17 protein-coding genes and 1 pseudogene are annotated in these 20735 nt (G+C 57.7%); 16 read left to right on the forward strand and 2 right to left on the reverse strand.

Annotated elements, in window-relative coordinates:
• The first annotated feature begins 13 nt into the window (after positions 1-13).
• A complete protein-coding gene (gene cheW, locus GM298_RS03340; RefSeq protein ID WP_266153589.1) occupies positions 14-517 on the forward strand; it encodes a chemotaxis protein CheW in 504 nt (167 codons plus the stop codon).
• A gap of 539 nt (positions 518-1056) precedes the next feature.
• Here cheW and GM298_RS03345 read toward each other — a convergent pair.
• Positions 1057-2316, reverse strand: a complete 1260-nt coding sequence (locus tag GM298_RS03345; protein WP_104557111.1) for a dicarboxylate/amino acid:cation symporter — start codon at positions 2314-2316, stop codon at positions 1057-1059.
• 429 nt (positions 2317-2745) lie between these two features.
• Here GM298_RS03345 and GM298_RS03350 point away from each other — a divergent pair, with 429 nt between their 5' ends.
• From GM298_RS03350 to flhE, 14 genes and pseudogenes are all read left to right on the forward strand, one after another.
• Complete coding sequence (locus GM298_RS03350) at positions 2746-3318, forward strand: spore coat U domain-containing protein (RefSeq protein ID WP_094919678.1); 573 nt, start codon at positions 2746-2748, stop codon at positions 3316-3318.
• Positions 3319-3330: 12 nt separating this feature from the next.
• Complete coding sequence (locus tag GM298_RS03355) at positions 3331-3879, forward strand: spore coat U domain-containing protein (protein WP_252086710.1); 549 nt, start codon at positions 3331-3333, stop codon at positions 3877-3879.
• Between the two features lie 16 nt (positions 3880-3895).
• Positions 3896-4651, forward strand: a complete 756-nt coding sequence (locus GM298_RS03360) for a molecular chaperone (protein WP_025756942.1) — start codon at positions 3896-3898, stop codon at positions 4649-4651.
• Positions 4627-7006, forward strand: a pseudogene (locus GM298_RS03365) (fimbria/pilus outer membrane usher protein). The gene GM298_RS03360 and the pseudogene GM298_RS03365 overlap by 25 nt, the downstream one beginning before the upstream one ends.
• A complete protein-coding gene (locus GM298_RS03370; RefSeq protein WP_266153591.1) occupies positions 7003-7968 on the forward strand; it encodes a spore coat U domain-containing protein in 966 nt (321 codons plus the stop codon). Before GM298_RS03365 ends, GM298_RS03370 begins: the two are co-directional and overlap by 4 nt.
• A gap of 85 nt (positions 7969-8053) precedes the next feature.
• Entirely contained in the window at positions 8054-9721 is a 1668-nt protein-coding gene (tar, locus tag GM298_RS03375; RefSeq protein WP_025756939.1) for a methyl-accepting chemotaxis protein II, read from the forward strand.
• A gap of 44 nt (positions 9722-9765) precedes the next feature.
• Positions 9766-11367, forward strand: a complete 1602-nt coding sequence (tap, locus tag GM298_RS03380) for a methyl-accepting chemotaxis protein IV (protein WP_266153592.1) — start codon at positions 9766-9768, stop codon at positions 11365-11367.
• A gap of 19 nt (positions 11368-11386) precedes the next feature.
• On the forward strand, positions 11387-12253 hold the full coding sequence (gene cheR, locus GM298_RS03385; protein WP_008500429.1) for a protein-glutamate O-methyltransferase CheR: 867 nt from the start codon (positions 11387-11389) through the stop codon (positions 12251-12253).
• Entirely contained in the window at positions 12250-13299 is a 1050-nt protein-coding gene (locus tag GM298_RS03390; protein ID WP_014884341.1) for a protein-glutamate methylesterase/protein-glutamine glutaminase, read from the forward strand. The genes cheR and GM298_RS03390 overlap by 4 nt, the downstream gene beginning before the upstream one ends.
• A 17-nt stretch (positions 13300-13316) precedes the next feature.
• A complete protein-coding gene (gene cheY / locus GM298_RS03395) occupies positions 13317-13706 on the forward strand; it encodes a chemotaxis response regulator CheY (RefSeq protein ID WP_008500431.1) in 390 nt (129 codons plus the stop codon).
• 10 nt (positions 13707-13716) lie between these two features.
• On the forward strand, positions 13717-14361 hold the full coding sequence (gene cheZ, locus GM298_RS03400) for a protein phosphatase CheZ (RefSeq protein ID WP_008500432.1): 645 nt from the start codon (positions 13717-13719) through the stop codon (positions 14359-14361).
• 147 nt (positions 14362-14508) lie between these two features.
• Positions 14509-15657, forward strand: coding sequence for a flagellar biosynthesis protein FlhB (gene flhB, locus GM298_RS03405; RefSeq protein WP_025756937.1), 1149 nt, complete (start codon positions 14509-14511; stop codon positions 15655-15657).
• Positions 15650-17728 (forward strand): flagellar biosynthesis protein FlhA, encoded by a 2079-nt coding sequence (gene flhA / locus GM298_RS03410; protein WP_045285655.1) that lies wholly within the window; start codon positions 15650-15652, stop codon positions 17726-17728. The genes flhB and flhA overlap by 8 nt, the downstream gene beginning before the upstream one ends.
• Entirely contained in the window at positions 17728-18120 is a 393-nt protein-coding gene (gene flhE, locus GM298_RS03415; protein WP_025756936.1) for a flagellar protein FlhE, read from the forward strand. The genes flhA and flhE overlap by 1 nt, the downstream gene beginning before the upstream one ends.
• Before the next feature lie 53 nt (positions 18121-18173).
• Here the strand turns inward: flhE and argS are convergent, their stop codons facing one another.
• The gene (gene argS, locus GM298_RS03420) at positions 18174-19907 is read right to left on the reverse strand and encodes an arginine--tRNA ligase (RefSeq protein WP_045285656.1); all 1734 of its coding nucleotides are present in this window, start codon (positions 19905-19907) and stop codon (positions 18174-18176) included.
• Positions 19908-20146: 239 nt separating this feature from the next.
• Here argS and GM298_RS03425 point away from each other — a divergent pair, with 239 nt between their 5' ends.
• On the forward strand, positions 20147-20707 hold the full coding sequence (locus tag GM298_RS03425) for a VOC family protein (protein ID WP_025756934.1): 561 nt from the start codon (positions 20147-20149) through the stop codon (positions 20705-20707).
• The last annotated feature ends 28 nt before the right edge of the window (positions 20708-20735 follow it).

Genomic DNA, 20735 nt, shown 5'->3' on the forward strand with positions numbered 1-20735 from the left:
AGAAGGTAATAACATGACCGGTATGAGTAATGTAACGAAACTGGCGGGCGAGCCATCAGGGCAGGAATTCCTGGTATTCACTTTAGGCGATGAGGAGTACGGCATCGATATCCTGAAAGTGCAGGAAATCCGTGGTTATGATCAGGTTACCCGCATCGCTAACACGCCTGCTTTTATTAAAGGTGTCACCAACCTGCGCGGTGTGATTGTGCCTATCGTTGATCTGCGCGTGAAGTTCAGCCAGGGCGACGTTGACTACAACGACAACACCGTGGTGATCGTCCTGAACCTGGGGCAGCGCGTGGTGGGTATTGTGGTGGACGGCGTCTCTGATGTGCTCTCCCTGACGTCGGAGCAAATCCGCCCTGCGCCGGAGTTTGCAGTCACGCTGTCGACCGAATATCTGACCGGTCTGGGTGCGCTGGGTGAGCGTATGCTGATTCTGGTGAATATTGAGAAGCTGCTGAACAGTGAAGAGATGGCGCTGCTGGATATCGCGGCGAACCATGTAGCGTAAGTAAATGCAAAACGGCAACCCAGGTTGCCGTTTTTTGTGTTTGCTTCCTCTCCCTTCGGGGTGAGGGAGCAAACACAAAATAATGTCTGCTCCGACGACCCCCTCTCCCTTGAGGGAGAGGGCTGGGGTGAGGGGGAACATACGGCTCTGGTGGACATTCCGTTCACTTTATGTTCAATGCTACTCTGTAACAACATGACCAGTGAACGTGCCAGGGCGGCTCAATCGCCACCGCCCTGGCGACCCGGGCTCCCGGCGGTAAATCGCCGCTTCGCGGTACCCTCAGCTTATTCCTCCAGGCTATCGGGTCGGGCATGAGCCTGCATCCCTGCAGGCCACGCCCTCTCGGCGCATCCCTGCGCCTCGCCCCGGCCTTACGGAAACGCTTCGGCGATTTACAGCCGGACCAGGGCATCGCTGTAAGTCATTAATTTTGCTGAAGCAACATTCATCGCTTCAGGTAAAAAATTGCTGGGGATCCCTCAGCCCTCGGGAGAGGGCTGAGGTGAGAGCATCAGGCCTCACCCTTTTTTATGCCATTATACTTCCTGCTCCACCAGCTCAGCTTCCGCGTCCCGCGCGCCTTCATTCTGCGACAGCATCGCGGTCGCTATACCATTCCCCAGCACGTTAATCGCCGAACGGCCCATATCCAGGAAGTGGTCAATCCCCATCAGCAGCAGAATACCGGCCACCGGAATGTTAAAGCTTGGGATCGTCGCGGCCAGCACCACCAGCGAAGAGCGCGGTACGCCCGCAATCCCTTTTGAAGCCAGCATCAGGGTCAACATCAGAACGGTAACTTCCGAGAAGCTCAGATGAATATTGTACGCCTGCGCGATAAACATCGAGGCGAACGAGCAGTACACCATCGAACCCACCAGGTTGAAGGAGTAGCCAATCGGCAGCACGAAAGAGGCAATGTTGCGTGAACAGCCAAAACGCTCCAGCTGTTCCAGCGTTTTTGGATAGGCGGCTTCAGAACTGCTGGTGGTAAACGCCACCAGTACCGGGTCTTTCAGCATGCTGACCAGACGGAACACCTCTTTTTTCAACACCATGTAACCCACGGCCAGCAGCACCATGCAGGTGAGAAGAATGGCAACATAATAGCCGCCAATAAAGGAGGCATAATTCAACAGAATGCCAAGACCCTGCGTGGCAATCACGGAAGAAATCGCCGCGAAAATTGCCAGCGGGGCAACGTACATCACGTAGCCCGTCACCTTCAGCATGATATGGGAAACCACATCCAGCGCGGCCACCAGCGGTGCGTTGAATTTCTGCCCCAGCGACGCGCCGCCAATGCCGAAGAACATTGAAAACACCACAATCTGCAGGATCTCGTTGTTCGACATCGCCCCAGCGATACTGGTCGGAATGGTGTGAGAGAGGAACGCCTTCAGCGTCATGCCGCCCACGGCCAGGCCAGTATCAACCGCCTCGGTAGGGATAGTCAGGTTCAGGCCGCTCCCCGGATGCTCCAGGGTGACGATAAACAGGCCGACCAGAATCGAGAGCACGGATGAGCTGATAAACCACACCATCGCTTTGCCCCCAACCCGACCAATCGTGGAGGTTTCGCCCAGTTTCATAATGCCGACGGTCAGCGTGCTGAAGACCAGGGGGGCAATGACCATTTTGATCAGACGAAGGAAGATATCGGTCAGAAGGGTAATGTTATCCGACCAGGCTTTGATGGCATCCGCAGATGCATACTCATGAATTGCTGCCCCTGAAAGAATACCCGCCAGCATGAATATCACGATGAAGAGTGTGAGTTTGTTTGCACTTGCCACGAAAAAAGACCCTCTATGCGCTTCTGATGGAGTCCGCGTCGATACATATAAATTTTTTATTACAACGCGGGAAATTATTCGGCACATAAATTGACGCAAACGGTAGGGGGTTACAACTCCTTTTTAAGTTTTATTAATTTTGTTGTTAATGTGCTGACGATATATTGTGACGCTTATCACATTTTTGCGGATATATCCTCCGTAAAAGCGGCAAAATATTTCTGCTTTTCAATTTAAGGTTCTGTTTTTTATAAATAAACTGTGTCAATAAGACATTGGTGTGTCCTGCCATGCGCCGGGTGGTCGAAGCGATATCCGTAAACTAAATTCTCAATAACCCCCTCAGAGGAACGTTAAGCGGGGCTAACATCTTGAACACTCGAAATAAAAAGTGGCATGGGAACGGAAATGTCTTCTGGAGGGTGGTAAATGAAAAGAAAACGCCTTTTGATCTGCGCAGGCACTTTACTGATGGCAACAACCGTCCACCAGGCGTTGGCCGTGACCAGCAGCGGCACCATTGGGGCCACGCTGACGCTGACAAATGGGTGTCTGATCAACGGATCGCCCACGCAAAATGGGATTAATTTCGGTACGCTGGATTTCGGCACCCATCCTGCAACGTTTTCCACCCTGACCACACAATTAACCGGAGCCAGCGGCGGAAACACCTTCACCATCCAGTGCACCACCGCCAGCTATTCGGTGGCGATCACCGGCAACGCCAACTCCACCGCACCCGGTACCGTGGTCGGGACACCAGGCACCCCTGCGCGTTATCTGGTCAATACGGCCAATGCGGCGCAGGGCGTGGCGTACAGCCTGTATAGCGACAGCGGATTTAACTCCGTGATCGCCAATAACACCGCGTTGTCGGCCGCCTCTACGGCGGGTGGCGTCGACAGTTACACCCTTTACGGGCGTATTACCGGCGGCGGTAACAGCGTAACGGTCGTACCGGGCACGTACACCGACACGATAAACGTCAGCGTAACCTATTAGTTCAGCACGGCCATGACGGCATCTCTTAGAGGTCTGCGCAAATGCGCAGAGGGACACGTGCAGCCATTTTTCGCGCTGATGGTCGGATTGCTCATGCTGCCCACGGCGGAGGCGGTGACATCACAGTCCTTTAAGGTTAGCGCCACCATTGTACCGGGCTGCGCGGTGGCCACCGGCAGCGGAGGCCTTTTCGGTACGCTGGATTTTGGCAGCCATAACGGTGTCGAGAGCGCGCCGGTAAGCACCAGCTTTGTACCAAACGGCGCATTGTCCATTGCCTGTACGCCTGGCGTGGCGCTGAGCATGAGCATAAATGGCGGTCAAAATTACGCCTCCCTTCGACGTATGAAACGGACCAATGGCCCGGAAATGGTGGGATACCGGCTCTACAGCAGCAGTTCGCTGGCTGCCAACAGCGAAATAGGCGTCAACCAGGCGATACCGGTGACCTATACCAATAGCAATAATATCGCGCTGCCGCTTTTTGGCGTGGCGCTACTGACCGGGTTTAGCCCGGCAGGAACCTATTCCGATCAGCTCACCGTGACCTTGTCATGGTAATAAAGGGAGAGTGTCGATGAAGCCATTTTTCAGACGTTTTGGTCTGGCGGGGGCATGGGTTCTGGCGGTAACAGGCCAGGTACAGGCGGCCGCCACCATACTGTTATGGCCTATCGATCCGTGGCTTGCGGCAGACGCTAAGGCTACGGAGCTGTGGATCCAGAACCAGGGAAACAGCGCGACGACGATGCAGGTGCGCATTGTGCGCTGGAAGCAGGAGGACGGGCACGAACGTTATACCGCGCAGCAGGATGTGGTCGCCAGCCCGCCCATCGTCACGATTGCCGCCGGCAGTAAACAGCTTATTCGCCTGATCAAACAGGCCTCCGTTCCTGCGGGCGTCGAGCAAGCTTACCGCATTATTGTGGATGAAATCCCTCAGGCTGACGTTAAAGCCGAACCCGCCATCGGCCTCAAGTTACAGATGCGTTATTCCATTCCGCTGTTTGTTTATGGCCAGGGGATCCCGACCATAAAAGAGGGCGCGCATCACGCGGTGGTGGAGACCCGAAATCTGAGCTGGCGGGTCACGCAGGCGGGCGGACAACCGGCCCTGGAGGTGCAGAATCGGGGGGATGTCCATGTCAGGCTGAGTCAGGTCGCGCTGGAGCAGGGAGGACAGAAACGCACGATTGCGGAGGGATTACTGGGTTATGTCCTGCCGGGCAGCAGCCGCAGCTGGCCAATACCCGCAGGCGTACGTCAGCCAGAGCGGATGAGCGCGCAGATTAATGCCAGGGACGCACAATGGCAGTCGACGCCCGTCAACTGACGCCGGTCATGATGATTCTGCTTTGCGTCAGTTCCGCGACCTGGGCTGAGCCCGGCGACGATGCTCTCCCGCCTCCTCCCCAGGCGCAGGCGATCAATGATGAGGCCGTCTTTCAGCTTGCCCTCGTGCTGAACCATTACGATACCGGCCTGGTCGTGCCGGTGACGCAACGTAAAGGCGCGTTCTTTATCTCCAGCGCCGATTTGCTGCGCGCAGGGCTGCCCCCGGAGCATGTTCCCACCGGCGAGGTGAATCTCTCCTCGCTTTCCCGGGTGAGGGTGGAGTACGACAGTGCCGCCCAGCGCCTGCTGCTGACCGTTCCCCGCGACTGGGTTACTGCCCGCGTGACCCCCTTCGGTGCGCAAACGGCGCAGACCAAACCGCACTTTGGCCGCGGTGCGCTGCTCAATTACGATCTCTACACCAACCACACGGAACACATCGGCGGTCAGGCCTCGCTCTGGCACGAGTTTCGCTACTTCAACGAGAACGGCTCGTTTTCCTCCACCGGCTACGCGCGGGAAAATTTCACCGGTAACGACGGTCAGCAGGAAGGGTATGTCCGCTATGACACGACCCTGCTGTTCACAAACGAAGACGATGCCATAAGCTGGAGCGTGGGCGATGTGATCAGCGACGCCCTGACCTGGAGCTCCAGCGTGCGTATGGGCGGGATCAGCGTCGGGCGGGATTTCTCCCTGCGCCCAGACCTGGTGACATGGCCGCTGCCCGAGTTCTCGGGGGACGCCGCGGTACCCACCTCGGTCGATCTCTTTATCAATGGCTATCGCTCCGGCTCAACCCAGCTTCAGCCGGGTCCCTTCACGCTGACCAATCTGCCCTATATAAACGGCGCCGGGGATGCGGTGCTGGTCACCACCGATGCGCTGGGGCGCCAGGTGAGCACCACGCTACCGTTTTATGTCACCAGCGATCTGCTGAAACAAGGTCTAAGCGACGGTGCCGTGACCCTGGGCAGCCTGCGGCGCAATTACGGCATTAAGAATTTCGACTATGGCTCTGCGGCAGGCAGCGGCTCGTATCGCTATGGGGTAACGGACTGGCTGACGCTGGAAGGCCACGCGGAAGGGGCGCAGGCGCTGGCGCTGGGTGGGGACGGTGCTTAAGCTCGGCCAGTTTGGCGTGGTGAATACCGCTTACACGCAAAGCCGCATGGGCGGGGATGCCGGCGGGCAGGTCAACTGGGGTTACCAGTACAGCACCAGCGAGTTTAGCGTGGCCACCCAGCACTCGCGCCGCGACCGTGGCTTTGGCAATCTCGCCCTCTACGACCAGCCGACGGTCTATGACGAAAACGACAGGCCCATCGCCAGCTTTAGCCGTAATACGGACCAGTACTCGCTGACCTTCAATCTGGGACAGTACGGCAACATTGGGGCGGCATGGATCGGTGTGGAGAGCTTTGACAGTCAAAAAACGGAGCTGCTGAACCTCTCCTGGAGCCGTAATTTGTGGGGCGCGAGCAGTATCTATCTCGCCGCGAGCCGGGACCAGCAGCAGGGAGACTGGACGGTCGCACTGTCGCTGCAGGTCCCGCTGGGCGCTCTCGACAGCGCCGCCGTCACCGTTGAACATACCCCGCAAGCAGGCAGCACCCAGCGCATTAACTACAACCACTCCATGCCCTCCGACGGCGGGTTTAGCTGGAACATGGCGTGGGCCAACCAGTCGAAAGCCAGTGATTACCAGCAGGGCACGCTGGGCTGGCGCAACAACACGATTGAGCTGCAGGGCGGTGGCTATGGCGAAAGGGAGATGATGACCTGGTGGGGCGAGGCGATGGGCGCGATTGTCCTGATGGACGGCGAGCTGTTTGCGGCGAACAAGATCAACGACGCGTTTGTGGTCATCAGCACTGACGGCCACCCGGATGTTCCCGTCAGCTATGAGAACCAGCCCGTTGGGAAAACCAATCGCAACGGTTACCTGCTGGTCAGCGGGGTGTCGGCCTATTACCCGGCAAGCTACCGCATTGATACCCTGAATCTGCCGGCAGATACCCGACTAAAAGAGACCGAGCGGCGGATCGCTATCCGGCGTCACAGTGGCTATCTGGTGGATTTCCCCATGGAGCAGGAGCGGGTGGCGAGCGTGATCCTGCACGACGCGCACGGGCAGGCGCTTCCGGTGGGCAGTCAGGTCCGACGCGCCTCGCGCAGCAATGCGGTGGTGGGGTATGACGGCATCGCCTGGCTGGAAAACCTTAACGATGTGAACCCGCTGGAGGTGATCGCACCTGACGGAAAACGCTGCACGACAACCCTGACCATGGGGGCGAATCCCGAGCATAAGCTGCAAACCTACGGCCCGCTGATTTGTCGGGAGAGGCCATGAGGCGCCTGCTATGTATGCTTCTGCTGCTGGTGACCAGCGGCAGCTGGGCTGACTGTCGGGTCAGTACGGTCAACGCCGCGTTTGGGAGTGTGACCTCATTCGCGCTGAGTGGATCTGGCGAAGTGGCCACTACCGGTACGCTGGTCGTGGCCTGTGATGCGCTGTTGAACTTGCTGACCGGGGACACCATCACGCTGAATTTTGTCTCAGCAACCGTATCGGCCAATGGTCGGGCGACCATGAAGCGTACCGATAACGCGACCATCACGGATGTGATCCCGACGCGTCTGTGCGGGCAGTCGGGCTGCGCTAACAACAGCGAAGTGCAAACCAGTAAAACCTATACCTGGGACAGCAGTACCTTGTTAAACCTGATCGGCGGCAAACAATACAATATCCCTCTCTATTTCCGGACGGTCCCGGGGCAAAATGTGACCGCCGGTCCTTATCAGGTGACGCTTAACTTTGACATCACTTATAGCGTCTGCTCGGTGGGCGTACTCAACGCCTGTCTGTCGGGGCTTCAGACCGGAACGAAAGGGACCAGCATCACGTTGGATATGACCGTTACCAACGACTGCAGCGCCATGACCACGCCGGATGTTAACTTTAACAGCGCGCCGCTGGTGCAAAGTTTCCCGACCGTCTCGCAGGCGATTGCCGTGACCTGTACCAAAGGCAGTACCTATACCATCGGCATTAACAATGGTGCCAACGCGCTGAATAACGTGCGCCGGATGGTGAGCGGCAGTAACTCTCTGAGTTATGACATCTATAAAGAAGCCACGACTAACCGCTGGGGCAGCAGCGGCAGCGAGCGCTGGACCAGCGCAACCTCATCGCAGGTCAGCGCTGACGGTTTACTGCGCACCTATAACTACACCGCCAAAGTCCTGACCAGCCAGACCACGCCACCCGCCGGAACCTACACCGACACGCTGATTGTCGACGTGGCGTTTTAACCCCCGCGCTTTTCCCTTTCGCAAATGTAAAGTTCCTGTGGGCTGTGCCGATAACACCGTTAATAAATCTATGAGAAGGTGTTGTATGTTGAACCGTATCCGCGTTGTCACAATGCTCATGATGGTGCTGGTCATTTTCGCACTTCTTCAGCTCATCTCCGGCGGGCTTTTTTTCTCGTCATTAAAACAGAACCAGGACAGCTTTGCGGCCTCGAACGATCTCCGCCTGCAGCAGAGTGAACTCACCTCCACGTGGGATCTGATGCTGCAAACGCGTATTAACCTGAGCCGCTCGTCCGCGCGCATGATGATGGATCCCAACAATCAGCAGAGCAGCGCGAAAACCGATCTGTTAAAGAATGCCCGCGCCACGCTCGCTGACGCCGCTAAACACTACGACGCCTTTAAAAAGATCACCCCGCAGCCTGCGATGGAGCAGGTGAGCCAGAATATTGATGAAAAATACAACGCCTACTATGCCGGTCTGACGGAGCTGATTCAGTTCCTGGAGAGCGGCAACATGGACGCCTATTTCGCGCAGCCTACGCAAGGGATGCAAAACGCGCTCGGCGCGGCGCTGGGAGAGTATGCCAAAGCCAGCGGGGATCTCTATCACTCGGCCTTTACTGAAAGCCAGAATGACTACCGCTTTGCAAAATGGCAGATGGCGGTGATGGCGCTGGCGCTGGTCATTGTGCTGGTCGCGGTCTGGTACGGCATTCGTCATATCCTGCTAAACCCGCTCGGTCGCGTTATTGCTCACATTCGTGAGATTGCCGGCGGCGACCTGACCAAAACGCTGACCGTGTCCGGGCGCAATGAGATCACCGAACTGGCCAACAGCGTTGACCATATGCAGCGTTCACTTATCGATACCGTTGCCAACGTGCGTAGCGGCACCGATGCCATCTATACCGGCACCAGCGAAATTGCGATGGGGAATAACGACCTCTCTTCCCGCACTGAACAGCAGGCATCGGCGCTGGAAGAGACGGCGGCCAGCATGGAGCAGCTCACCGCGACCGTGAAGCAGAACGCCGATAACGCCCGCCAGGCGTCTCAGCTGGCTGAAAGTGCCTCCGAGACCGCGCAGCGCGGCGGTCGCGTGGTGGACGGCGTGGTGAAGACCATGCATGAAATCGCCGACAGCTCGAAGAAAATTGCCGACATCATCAGCGTAATTGACGGTATTGCCTTCCAGACCAACATCCTGGCCCTGAACGCCGCCGTGGAAGCCGCGCGTGCGGGCGAGCAGGGGCGCGGGTTTGCCGTGGTGGCCGGGGAAGTTCGCAACCTGGCCAGCCGCAGCGCCAATGCGGCAAAAGAGATCAAATCGCTGATTGAAGATTCCGTTTCCCGCGTAGATACCGGCTCCGTGCTGGTGGAGAGCGCCGGGGAGACCATGAATGACATCGTGAATGCCGTTACCCGCGTGACGGACATCATGGGTGAAATCGCCTCTGCGTCTGATGAGCAGAGTCGTGGTATCGACCAGGTCGCCCTGGCGGTATCGGAAATGGATCGCGTGACACAACAAAACGCCGCGCTGGTGCAGGAGTCCGCTGCGGCGGCCGCTGCTCTGGAAGACCAGGCGAGCCGTCTGAAGATGGCCGTCTCGGCGTTTCGTCTCGCTTCACTGGCTGGAAATACGGTCACCCCGCAGGCGACGTATCGCGCACCCGCCGCTGTATCGGCGGCAAACCGTACGCGTTCTGCAACGACCGGACAAGATGAAAACTGGGAAACATTTTGACTGACATTTAAACCGCGGCTGCTTGCCGCTTATTGGGAGCGTGGATGTTAAATCGTATTCGTATCTCGACCACACTGTTTTTGATTCTGATCCTTTGCGGTGTGTTGCAGGTTGGCAGTAACGGGTTGTCTTTTTGGGCGTTTCGCGATGGCTATCAGAATTTGCAGGATGTTGAGGCGAGTAATCAGCAGCGCTCCGCACTGGCACAAACCCGTGCCGTGCTGTTGCAGGCAAGCACTGCGCTGAATAAGGCGGGAACCTTAACCGCGCTGAGTTATCCGCCGGATGATATCAAAGCGCTGATGGCCACCGCGCGCGACAGCCTGAAGCAGGCTGACGCACAGTTTAAAACCTTTACGGCACAGGCCGCCGACAGCGAGAAAGCGAAAGCGCTGAAGGCCGCCATGAAGAAGAACTTTGAACAGTGGTACAGCGATCTGGACCACCAGGCGACCTGGCTTGAAAACAACCAGCTGTCGGACTTTATGACCGCGCCGGTCCAGGCCTCTCAGGCGGCGTTTGACAACAGCTTTAACGCCTGGCAGCAGGATATCAACCAGTTTGTTCAGCGTGCCGGCGAAGACAGCCGTAAAAGCTATCACATGTCGGGCGTGATCTTTGCCGTGGTGGTGATTCTGGCAGGGTTGCTGACCGGCGCCGCGCTGCTCTGGTCGCGCAAAATGATTGTGCAGCCGCTGGCGATCATCAGCAGCCACTTCGACAGCATTGCGAAGGGGGACCTGGCGCGCCCGGTGGCGGTGTTCGGTAAGAACGAAATTTCGGCGATCTTTGCCAGCCTGAAGGCGATGCAGGGCGCTCTGCGGGAAACGGTATCCGATGTACGTCAGGGCAGTTATGCCATGCATACCGGCATCTCAGAGATTGCGGCAGGCAATAACGATCTCTCCTCCCGTACCGAGCAGCAGGCGGCCTCCCTGGCGCAGACGGCGGCCAGTATGGAGCAACTGACCGCGACGGTAAGCCAGAACGCCGATAACGCGCGTCAGGCGTCTGACCTGTCAAAACAGGCGGCCATGACGGCGAAGAAGGGCGGCGATCAGGCCTCTCATGTCGCCAGCACCATGCAGGAGATTGCCGCCAGCTCGCAGAAAATTGGTGACATCATCAGCGTAATTGACGGTATCGCGTTCCAGACCAACATTCTGGCGCTGAATGCCGCGGTGGAAGCGGCGCGTGCCGGTGAGCAGGGACGCGGGTTTGCTGTGGTGGCGGGAGAAGTGCGTAACCTGGCGAGCCGCAGCGCCAACGCGGCGAAAGAAATTAAGGGCCTGATTGAAGAGTCGGTGTCACGCGTTCAGCAAGGCTCCGCCCTGGTGGATACGGCGGCGCAAACCATGCATGAGATCGTCACCTCCGTCACGCGGGTAAACGACATCATGGGCGAAATTGCCTCTGCGTCGGATGAACAGCGTCGCGGCATTGAACAGGTCGCACAGGCGGTCAGCCAGATGGATCAGGTGACGCAACAGAACGCCTCGTTAGTTGAGGAAGCGGCAGCGGCAACGGAACAGCTCGCCAGTCAGGCGGATCACCTGACCGGGCTGGTCGCGGTATTTAATGTCAAAGAGCACGTTGAAGCAGTAACAGAAGTCGGGCGGTCGCAGGCCGTGCCAGTTGTATCCTGAATGTAATTAAGAAGGCGCTATGACATCACCAATGCCTCCTGGGCAAACGTCATTATTGTTGCAGATGACACAGCGCCTCGCGCTGTCCGACGCGCATTTTCGTCGGATATGTCAGTTAATCTACCAGCGTGCGGGGATCGTGCTTGCGGATCATAAGCGAGACATGGTCTACAACCGACTGGTGCGGCGCTTGCGTACGCTGGGGCTGGATGATTTTGGTCGCTATCTGAGCATGCTCGAAGCGAACCAGAACAGCGCTGAGTGGCAGGCTTTTATTAACTCCTTAACCACTAACCTGACGGCGTTTTTCCGCGAAGCTCACCACTTCCCGGTACTGGCCGAGCACGCACGCCGTCGCACCGGGGAGTATCGCGTCTGGAGTGCGGCCGCTTCGACGGGGGAAGAGCCTTATTCGCTGGCGATCACCCTTGCCGACACGCTGGGAATGGCCCCCGGACGCTGGAAAGTCTACGCCAGCGATATCGATACCGAGGTGCTGGAGAAGGCGCGTAACGGGGTTTATCGCCAGGATGAACTGAAAACACTCTCTCCGCAGCAGCTGCAGCGGTATTTCATGCGCGGCACCGGCCCGCATGAAGGCCTGGTACGCGTACGCCAGGAGCTGGCGAACTGCGTCGAATTCGCCCCCGTTAACCTGCTGGATAAGCAGTACAACGTGCCGGGGCCGTTCGACGCCATTTTTTGCCGTAACGTCATGATTTATTTTGATAAAACGACGCAACAGGACATATTGCGTCGGTTTGTTCCGTTGCTCAAGCCTGACGGTTTACTGTTTGCCGGGCACTCGGAAAACTTCAGCAACCTCGTGCGTGAGTTTAGCCTGCGTGGGCAAACGGTATATGCGCTGAGTAAGGAAAAAGCATGAGTAAAATCAGGGTATTGTCTGTCGATGATTCAGCGCTGATGCGTCAGATCATGACTGAAATTATCAATAGCCACAGCGACATGGAGATGGTGGCTACTGCGCCTGACCCACTGGTAGCGCGGGATTTAATTAAAAAATATAACCCCGACGTGCTCACGCTGGATGTCGAGATGCCGCGCATGGATGGCATAGATTTCCTCGAAAAATTAATGCGACTGCGGCCAATGCCGGTGGTGATGGTCTCTTCCCTGACCGGGAAAGGATCGGAAATCACCCTGCGTGCGCTGGAGCTGGGGGCGGTGGATTTTGTCACCAAACCGCAGCTTGGCATTCGTGAGGGGATGCTGGCGTACAGCGAAATGATTGCCGAGAAGATCCGCACCGCGTCGCGGGCGAAGCTTGCCGCGCATAAGCCGATGGCCGCACCGGCGACCTTAAAAGCCGGTCCGTTACTCAGCTCGGAAAAATTGCTGGTCATTGGCGCGTCAACCGGAGGAACAGAGGCAATTCGTCATGTACTCCAGCCATTGCCGCTGTCGAGTCCGGGTATTCTGATCACTCAGCATATGCCGCCAGGCTTTACCCGTTCGTTCGCCGAGCGTCTCAACAAGCTGTGCCAGATCAGCGTGAAAGAGGCGGAAGACGGCGAGCGCGTGCTGCCGGGACATGCGTATATCGCCCCGGGCGACAAGCATATGGAGCTGGCGCGCAGCGGCGCTAACTATCAGATCAAAATTCATGACGGACCGCCGGTTAACCGGCACCGTCCGTCGGTGGATGTGCTGTTTCATTCGGTGGCGAAACATGCGGGGCGCAACGCCGTTGGGGTGATCCTGACGGGGATGGGCAACGATGGTGCCGCCGGAATGCTTGCAATGCACCAGGCTGGCGCCTGGACGATTGCGCAGAATGAAGCAAGTTGTGTGGTGTTCGGCATGCCGCGCGAGGCCATCAATATGGGTGGCGTGAGCGAAGTGGTCGATCTTAGCCAGGTAAGCCAGCAGATGCTGGCGAAAATCAGTGCCGGACAGGCAATACGTATTTGACTCAGGAGTATTATTTTATGGCGGATAAAGAGCTTAAGTTTTTGGTTGTGGATGACTTTTCCACCATGCGTCGCATCGTGCGCAACCTGCTGAAAGAGCTGGGCTTCAACAACGTTGAAGAAGCAGAAGACGGCGTTGACGCGCTGAACAAACTGCAGGCGGGCGGGTTTGGTTTTGTTATCTCCGACTGGAACATGCCAAACATGGACGGTCTGGAACTGCTGAAAACCATTCGTGCGGACGCGGGAATGGCCTCTATGCCGGTTCTGATGGTCACTGCAGAAGCGAAAAAAGAGAACATCATTGCCGCTGCACAGGCGGGCGCAAGCGGCTACGTGGTGAAGCCATTCACCGCGGCGACCCTGGAAGAGAAGCTCGGTAAGATCTTCGAGAAACTCGGCATGTGAGGTGTTGGTCATGATGCAACCTGCTATGAAACCCGTTGAAGAACACTCGCCGAGCGACATCATCGTACGCATCGGCAGCCTGACGCGCATGCTGCGTGACAGCCTGCGTGAGCTGGGACTGGATCAGGCAATTGCCGAAGCGGCGGAAGCGATCCCTGATGCCCGCGACCGCCTGGACTACGTCGTTCAGATGACCGCCCAGGCCGCGGAACGTGCGCTGAACAGCGTTGAAGCGTCACAACCGCACCAGGATGCGATGGAAAAGGGGGCGAAAGCACTGACCAAACGCTGGGATGAGTGGTTTGAGAACCCGATTGAGCTGGCGGATGCCCGCGAACTGGTGACCGATACCCGTCAATTCCTGGGGGATGTGCCGGGCCATACCAGCTTCACCAACGCCCAGCTGCTCGACATCATGATGGCGCAGGATTTCCAGGACCTCACCGGTCAGGTGATCAAGCGCATGATGGATGTGATCCAGGAGATTGAGCGTCAGCTGCTGATGGTGCTGCTGGAGAACATTCCGGAACCGGCTGCCCGTCCAAAACGCGAGAACGAAAGCCTGCTTAATGGTCCACAGCTCGACGCCAGCAAGGCGGGCGTGGTGGCAAGCCAGGATCAGGTCGACGATCTGCTGGACAGCCTCGGCTTCTGATGGTTCGTTCCGCCTCAGGAGGTTACGCCGCCTGAGGCGGTTTACGCCAGAATCACCGAAAAGAGCCCGAATAAACGGGCTTTTCCCGCCATTGGATTTCCGCTGCGCTGGCATGATACCCGTGACGTAATGGGCTGAGCATGCACTGTGGCAGAAGAGAACGACGACAAAACGGAAGCCCCCACACCCCACCGACTAGAAAAGGCGCGTGAGGAAGGGCAGATCCCCCGATCCCGAGAATTAACGTCCCTGCTGATCCTTATCGTAGGGGTGTGCATCATCTGGTGGGGTGGGGAGTCGCTCGCCCGCAAGCTGGCGGGAATGCTCTCAACCGGCTTACGTTTTGACCACAGTATGGTCAACGACCCGAATCTGATCCTCAGCCAGATTATTCAGCTGATAAAAGGGGCGATGGTCGCGTTGCTGCCGCTGATTACCGGGGTCGTGCTGGTTGCGCTGGTCTCTCCGGTCATGCTTGGCGGTCTGGTCTTTAGCGCCAAATCGCTGCAACCGAAATTTTCCAAGCTAAACCCGCTGCCGGGCATTGCGAAAATGTTCTCTGCGCAAACCGGGGCTGAGCTGCTTAAAGCCATTCTCAAATCGGTACTGATGGGCAGTTCCGCGGGGTTTTACCTCTGGTACCACTGGCCGGAAATGATGCGCCTTATCAGCGAATCGCCTCTCACCGCGATGAGCAATGCGCTGAACCTGGTTGGACTCTGCGCGCTGCTGGTGGTGCTCAGCATTATCCCGATGGTGGGTTTTGACGTGATTTTCCAGCTGTATAGCCACTTCAAGAAACTGCGGATGTCACGTCAGGATATCCGTGACGAATACAAGCAGATGGAAGGTGACCCGCACGTGAAAGGGCGTATCCGCCAGATGCAGCGTGCCGCCGCCCGTCGCCGGATGATGGACGACGTGCCGAAGGCCGACGTCATCGTCACCAACCCGACACACTACTCCGTTGCGCTGCGCTATGACGAAAACAAAATGAGCGCGCCGAAAGTGGTGGCGAAAGGGGCGGGGCTGATCGCGCTGCGTATTCGTGAAATTGGCACTGAACACCGTGTGCCGATCCTCGAAGCCCCACCGCTGGCGCGTGCCCTGTACCGTCATGCGGATATTGGACAACAGATCCCGGGACAACTCTACGCCGCCGTGGCGGAAGTGCTGGCCTGGGTATGGCAGTTGAAGCGCTGGCGTCTGGCCGGTGGTCAACGGCCTGTGAAACCTGAGAACCTTCCGGTGCCTGCCGCGCTGGATTTTATGAACGAGAAGGACACTGATGGCTAATCTGGTGGCAATGTTGCGCCTGCCCGGCAACCTGAAATCGACCCAATGGCAGATCCTTGCCGGGCCGATTCTGATCCTGCTAATTCTGTCGATGATGGTATTGCCGCTCCCGGCATTCATCCTCGATCTGCTTTTCACTTTCAATATTGCGCTGTCCATTATGGTGCTGCTGGTGGCGATGTTCACCCAGCGTACCCTGGAGTTCGCCGCGTTCCCGACCATTCTGCTGTTTACCACCTTGCTCCGCCTGGCGCTGAACGTGGCGTCCACGCGTATTATCCTGATGGAAGGCCACACCGGTGCGGCAGCGGCAGGTAAAGTGGTGGAAGCGTTCGGCCACTTCCTGGTGGGCGGTAATTTCGCTATCGGGATCGTGGTGTTCGTTATCCTCGTTATCATCAACTTTATGGTTATCACCAAAGGTGCGGGGCGTATCGCGGAAGTGGGCGCGCGTTTCGTGCTGGACGGGATGCCGGGCAAGCAGATGGCGATCGACGCCGACCTGAACGCCGGGCTTATCGCCGAAGATGAAGCCAAAAAACGCCGTGCGGAAGTGACCCAGGAGGCGGACTTCTACGGCTCGATGGACGGTGCGAGTAAGTTTGTGCGCGGTGACGCCATCGCCGGCATTCTGATCATGGTGATTAACGTGGTCGGCGGTCTGCTGGTGGGGGTACTGCAGCACGGGATGGACATGGGCCACGCGGCGGAAAGCTATACGCTGCTGACCATTGGTGACGGTCTGGTCGCACAGATCCCGGCGCTGGTGATCTCCACCGCCGCGGGTGTGATTGTCACCCGCGTGAGTACCGATCAGGACGTTGGCGAGCAGATGGTGGGCCAGCTGTTCAGCAACCCGCGCGTCATGCTGCTGGCTGCGGCGGTTCTCGGGTTACTCGGTCTGGTGCCGGGGATGCCAAACCTCGTCTTCCTGCTGTTTACGGCAGCTCTGCTGGGGCTTGCCTGGTGGATGCGCGGCCGTGAAACCAAACCGTCGGCGGAACCTGTTCCGGTCAAGATGCCGGAGAACACCCAGGCCGTCGAAGCCACCTGGAACGATGTGCAGCTGGAAGATTCCCTGGGCATGGAGGTGGGGTATCGCCTGATCCCGATGGTCGATTTCCAGCAGGATGGCGAGCTGCTTGGCCGAATTCGCAGTATCCGTAAAAAATTCGCCCAGGATATGGGCTTCCTGCCGCCGGTGGTACACATCCGGGACAATATGGATCTTCCGCCTGCGCGCTACCGCATTCTGATGAAAGGTGTCGAAATTGGCAGCGGCGATGCCTATCCAGGCCGCTGGCTGGCGATTAACCCGGGCACTGCCGCAGGCACGCTGCCGGGGGAACAAACGACCGATCCGGCCTTTGGTCTGGCCGCTATCTGGATTGAAAGCGCCCTGAAAGAGCAGGCGCAGATCCAGGGGTATACGGTGGTAGAAGCCAGTACCGTGGTGGCGACCCATCTTAACCACCTGATTGGACAATTCTCGGCGGAGCTGTTTGGCCGTCAGGAAGCGCAGCAGTTGCTGGACCGCGTGACCCAGGAGATGCCGAAGCTGACCGAAGATCTGGTCCCGGGCGTGCTGACGTTAACCACGCTGCACAAGGTGCTGCAAAATCTGCTCGACGAAAAAGTACCGATCCGCGATATGCGTACCATTCTGGAAACCCTGGCCGAGCATGCGCCGTTACAAAGCGATCCGCACGAGCTGACGGCGGTGGTGCGTGTGGCGCTGGGTCGGGCGATCACCCAGCAGTGGTTCCCGGGAACCGGGGAAGTGCAGGTTATTGGCCTCGATACGCCGCTTGAGCGTCTGCTGCTGCAGGCCCTGCAGGGCGGCGGCGGGCTGGAGCCGGGTCTGGCGGATCGTCTGCTGGCGCAAACGCAGGAGGCGCTGGCGCGTCAGGAGATGCTGGGAGCGCCACCGGTGCTGCTGGTGAATCATGCGCTGCGTCCGCTGCTGTCGCGCTTCCTGCGTCGTAGCCTGAATCAGCTGGTGGTGCTGTCGAATCTGGAATTGTCGGATAACCGTCATATCCGCATGACAGCCACGATTGGAGGAAAATAATGCGCAAATGGTTATGGGTTTTGTTCTTCCCGCTGGCGGCACAGGCTGCCGGGGGAGGCACCTGGCAGGCAAGCAGCATGGGTGTGACGCTCAGCAACCGGGGCGTCGCCATGTCGTCTAACCCGCTGTCGCCGTCTGAAGCGGTTTCCGGTCTGATGGGGCTGGTGGTCTGGAACTACAGGCTGATTGGCCCCACACCTGCCGGGCTGCAGGTGCGTCTCTGCTCTCAGACGCGCTGTACGGAAATCGATGGCGAAAGTGGTACGACCCAGGCGTTTAACGGCGTGCCGGCAATCGAACCTTTACGTTTTATCTGGGAAGTTCCGGGCGGTGGACGTTTGATCCCGGCGCTGAAAGTGCAGAGTAATTCCGTTATCGTGAACTACCGCTGACGGTCGCACCGTCAGGGCATAAAAGAAACCCGGCGATTGCCGGGTTTCTTTTTTTACATACGCTCTACGGTTTCGATACCGAGGGTATCCAGACCCAGCTTCAGGGTCTTCGCCGTCAGCTGCGCCAGCTTCAGGCGGCTGTTACGGACCGCTTCATTTTCCGCAGACAGAATAGGGCAGTGCTCGTAGAAGCCGGAGAACAGGCCCGCCAGATCGTACAGGTAAGCACACATCACGTGCGGTGTGCCGTCACGCGCGACAACCGTCAGCGTCTCTTCGAACTGCAGCAGACGCGCCGCCAGCTGCGCTTCACGATCTTCGGTGATGGTCACTGTCGCATTCGCCAGCACGCTTTCGTCAATATTGGCTTTACGGAATACGGACAGCACGCGGGTGTAAGCGTACTGCATGTATGGCGCGGTATTGCCTTCAAAGGCCAGCATGTTATCCCAGTCGAAGATATAGTCGGTGGTACGGTTCTTGGAAAGATCCGCGTATTTCACCGCACCGATACCCACGGCGTTGGCCAGTTTTTCCAGCTCATCGGCAGGCATATCCGGGTTCTTCTCGGCCACCAGACGGCGGGCGCGTTCCAGCGCTTCGTCCAGCAGATCGGAGAGTTTCACGGTACCGCCCGCGCGGGTTTTGAACGGCTTGCCGTCTTTACCCAGCATCATGCCGAACATGTGGTGCTCCAGCGGCACGCTATCCGGTACGTAACCGGCTTTACGTACAATCGTCCACGCCTGCATCAGGTGCTGGTGCTGACGGGAATCGATGTAGTACAGCACGCGGTCGGCGTGCAGCGTTTCGTAACGGTATTTCGCGCAGGCGATATCGGTAGTGGTGTAGAGGTAGCCGCCATCCTTTTTCTGGATGATCACACCCATCGGTTCGCCTTCCTTATTTTTGTACTCATCAAGGAACACAACCGTTGCGCCTTCGCTCTCAACCGCCAGGTTTTTCGCTTTCAGATCAGCCACAATACCCGGCAGCATTGGGTTGTACAGGCTTTCACCCATCACGTCGTCACGGGTCAGGGTGACGTTAAGACGGTTATAGGTGAGCTGGTTCTGAGACATGGTAATGTCAACCAGCTTGCGCCACATCTCGAGGAAGTATTGATCGCCGCCCTGCAGTTTTACCACGTAGCTGCGCGCGCGTTCGGCAAAGGCTTCGTCTTCGTCGTAGTGTTTTTTGGCTTCGCGATAGAACCCTTCCAGGTCCGCCAGCGCCATTTCACCCGCGTTTTCCTGCTGCTGTTTTTCCAGGTAAGCAATCAGCATACCGAACTGCGTACCCCAGTCGCCCACGTGGTTCGCACGGATCACCTTGTGACCAAGGAATTCGAGCGTACGCACCGCGGCATCACCGATGATGGTGGAGCGCAGGTGGCCAACGTGCATCTCTTTCGCCACGTTCGGGGCGGAGTAGTCGATGACCACGGTCTGCGCCTGTGGCCGGGAAACACCCAGACGGTCAGATTTCAGTGCCGCGTCAACGTGGCTTGCCAGGAACGCAGGATCCAGGAAAATATTAATGAAGCCCGGGCCGGCAATTTCAGTTTTGCTGGCAATGCCGGAGAGATCCAGATGCGTCAGTACCTGCTCAGCGAGTTGTCGCGGCGGCATGCCCAGTTTTTTAGCCACTGCCATCACGCCATTAGCCTGATAGTCGCCAAACTGTACTTTTGCTGACTGACGAACCTGCGGTTCGCAATCCGCAGGCGCGCCTGCGGCAATCAGTGCCTGACTGACTTTTTCGGAGAGAAGAGCCTGAATATTCACCTGGATACCTTACGTTTTTGATGCGGGCCTACAACCGCCCGCGCCAGTTAAAGAATTTAGGGCGGGAGTATACTGCAAATGCCCTCTGGCGTCAGCATCGCGGGGGCCGAAGATTGCTCAGAATCCAGGCTAAGAAGGTGTGCATAATCATGCAGTCATAAAAAGCCGTATTCAGCGGTTGGTCAAAACAGGGCAACAGAGTAAATTAGCGGCTTTGCGACACGATAAGAGACTGACTTATGGCGAACTGGCAATCCATTGACGAACTGCATGATATTTCCGCAGATTTACCGCGCTTCACCCAGGCGTTCACAGAACTTGCCACCCGTCTTGGTCTGGATATCGCGCCGCTTGAGGCCGATCACATCTCTTTGCGCTGCCATCAGAATGCGACCGCCGAGCGCTGGCGTCGCGGGTTCGAACAGTGTGGCGAGTTACTCTCTGAGAACATCATCAATGGCCGTCCGATTTGCCTGTTCAAACTGCACCAGCCGGTCTGCGTGGCGCACTGGCAATTTACCGTGGTTGAACTGCCGTGGCCGGGCGAGAAACGCTATCCGCACGAAGGCTGGGAACACATCGAAATTGTCCTGCCGGGTGAGCCTGAAACACTGAACGCGCGCGCGTTGGCGCTGTTATCTGACGAAGGCTTAAGCCAGCCGGGGATTTATGTGAAAACGAGCTCCCCCAAAGGCGAACGCGAGCGGTTACCTAACCCGACGCTTGCCGTCACTGACGGACAGGTCACGGTGAAGTTTCATCCGTGGACCATTGAGCAGATTGTTGCCAGTGAAGCGTAAGAGATGTGAGTTCACGCCGGGACTGAAA

This window comes from Enterobacter sp. HSTU-ASh6 (assembly GCF_026319105.1).
GTDB lineage: Bacteria > Pseudomonadota > Gammaproteobacteria > Enterobacterales > Enterobacteriaceae > Enterobacter > Enterobacter sichuanensis.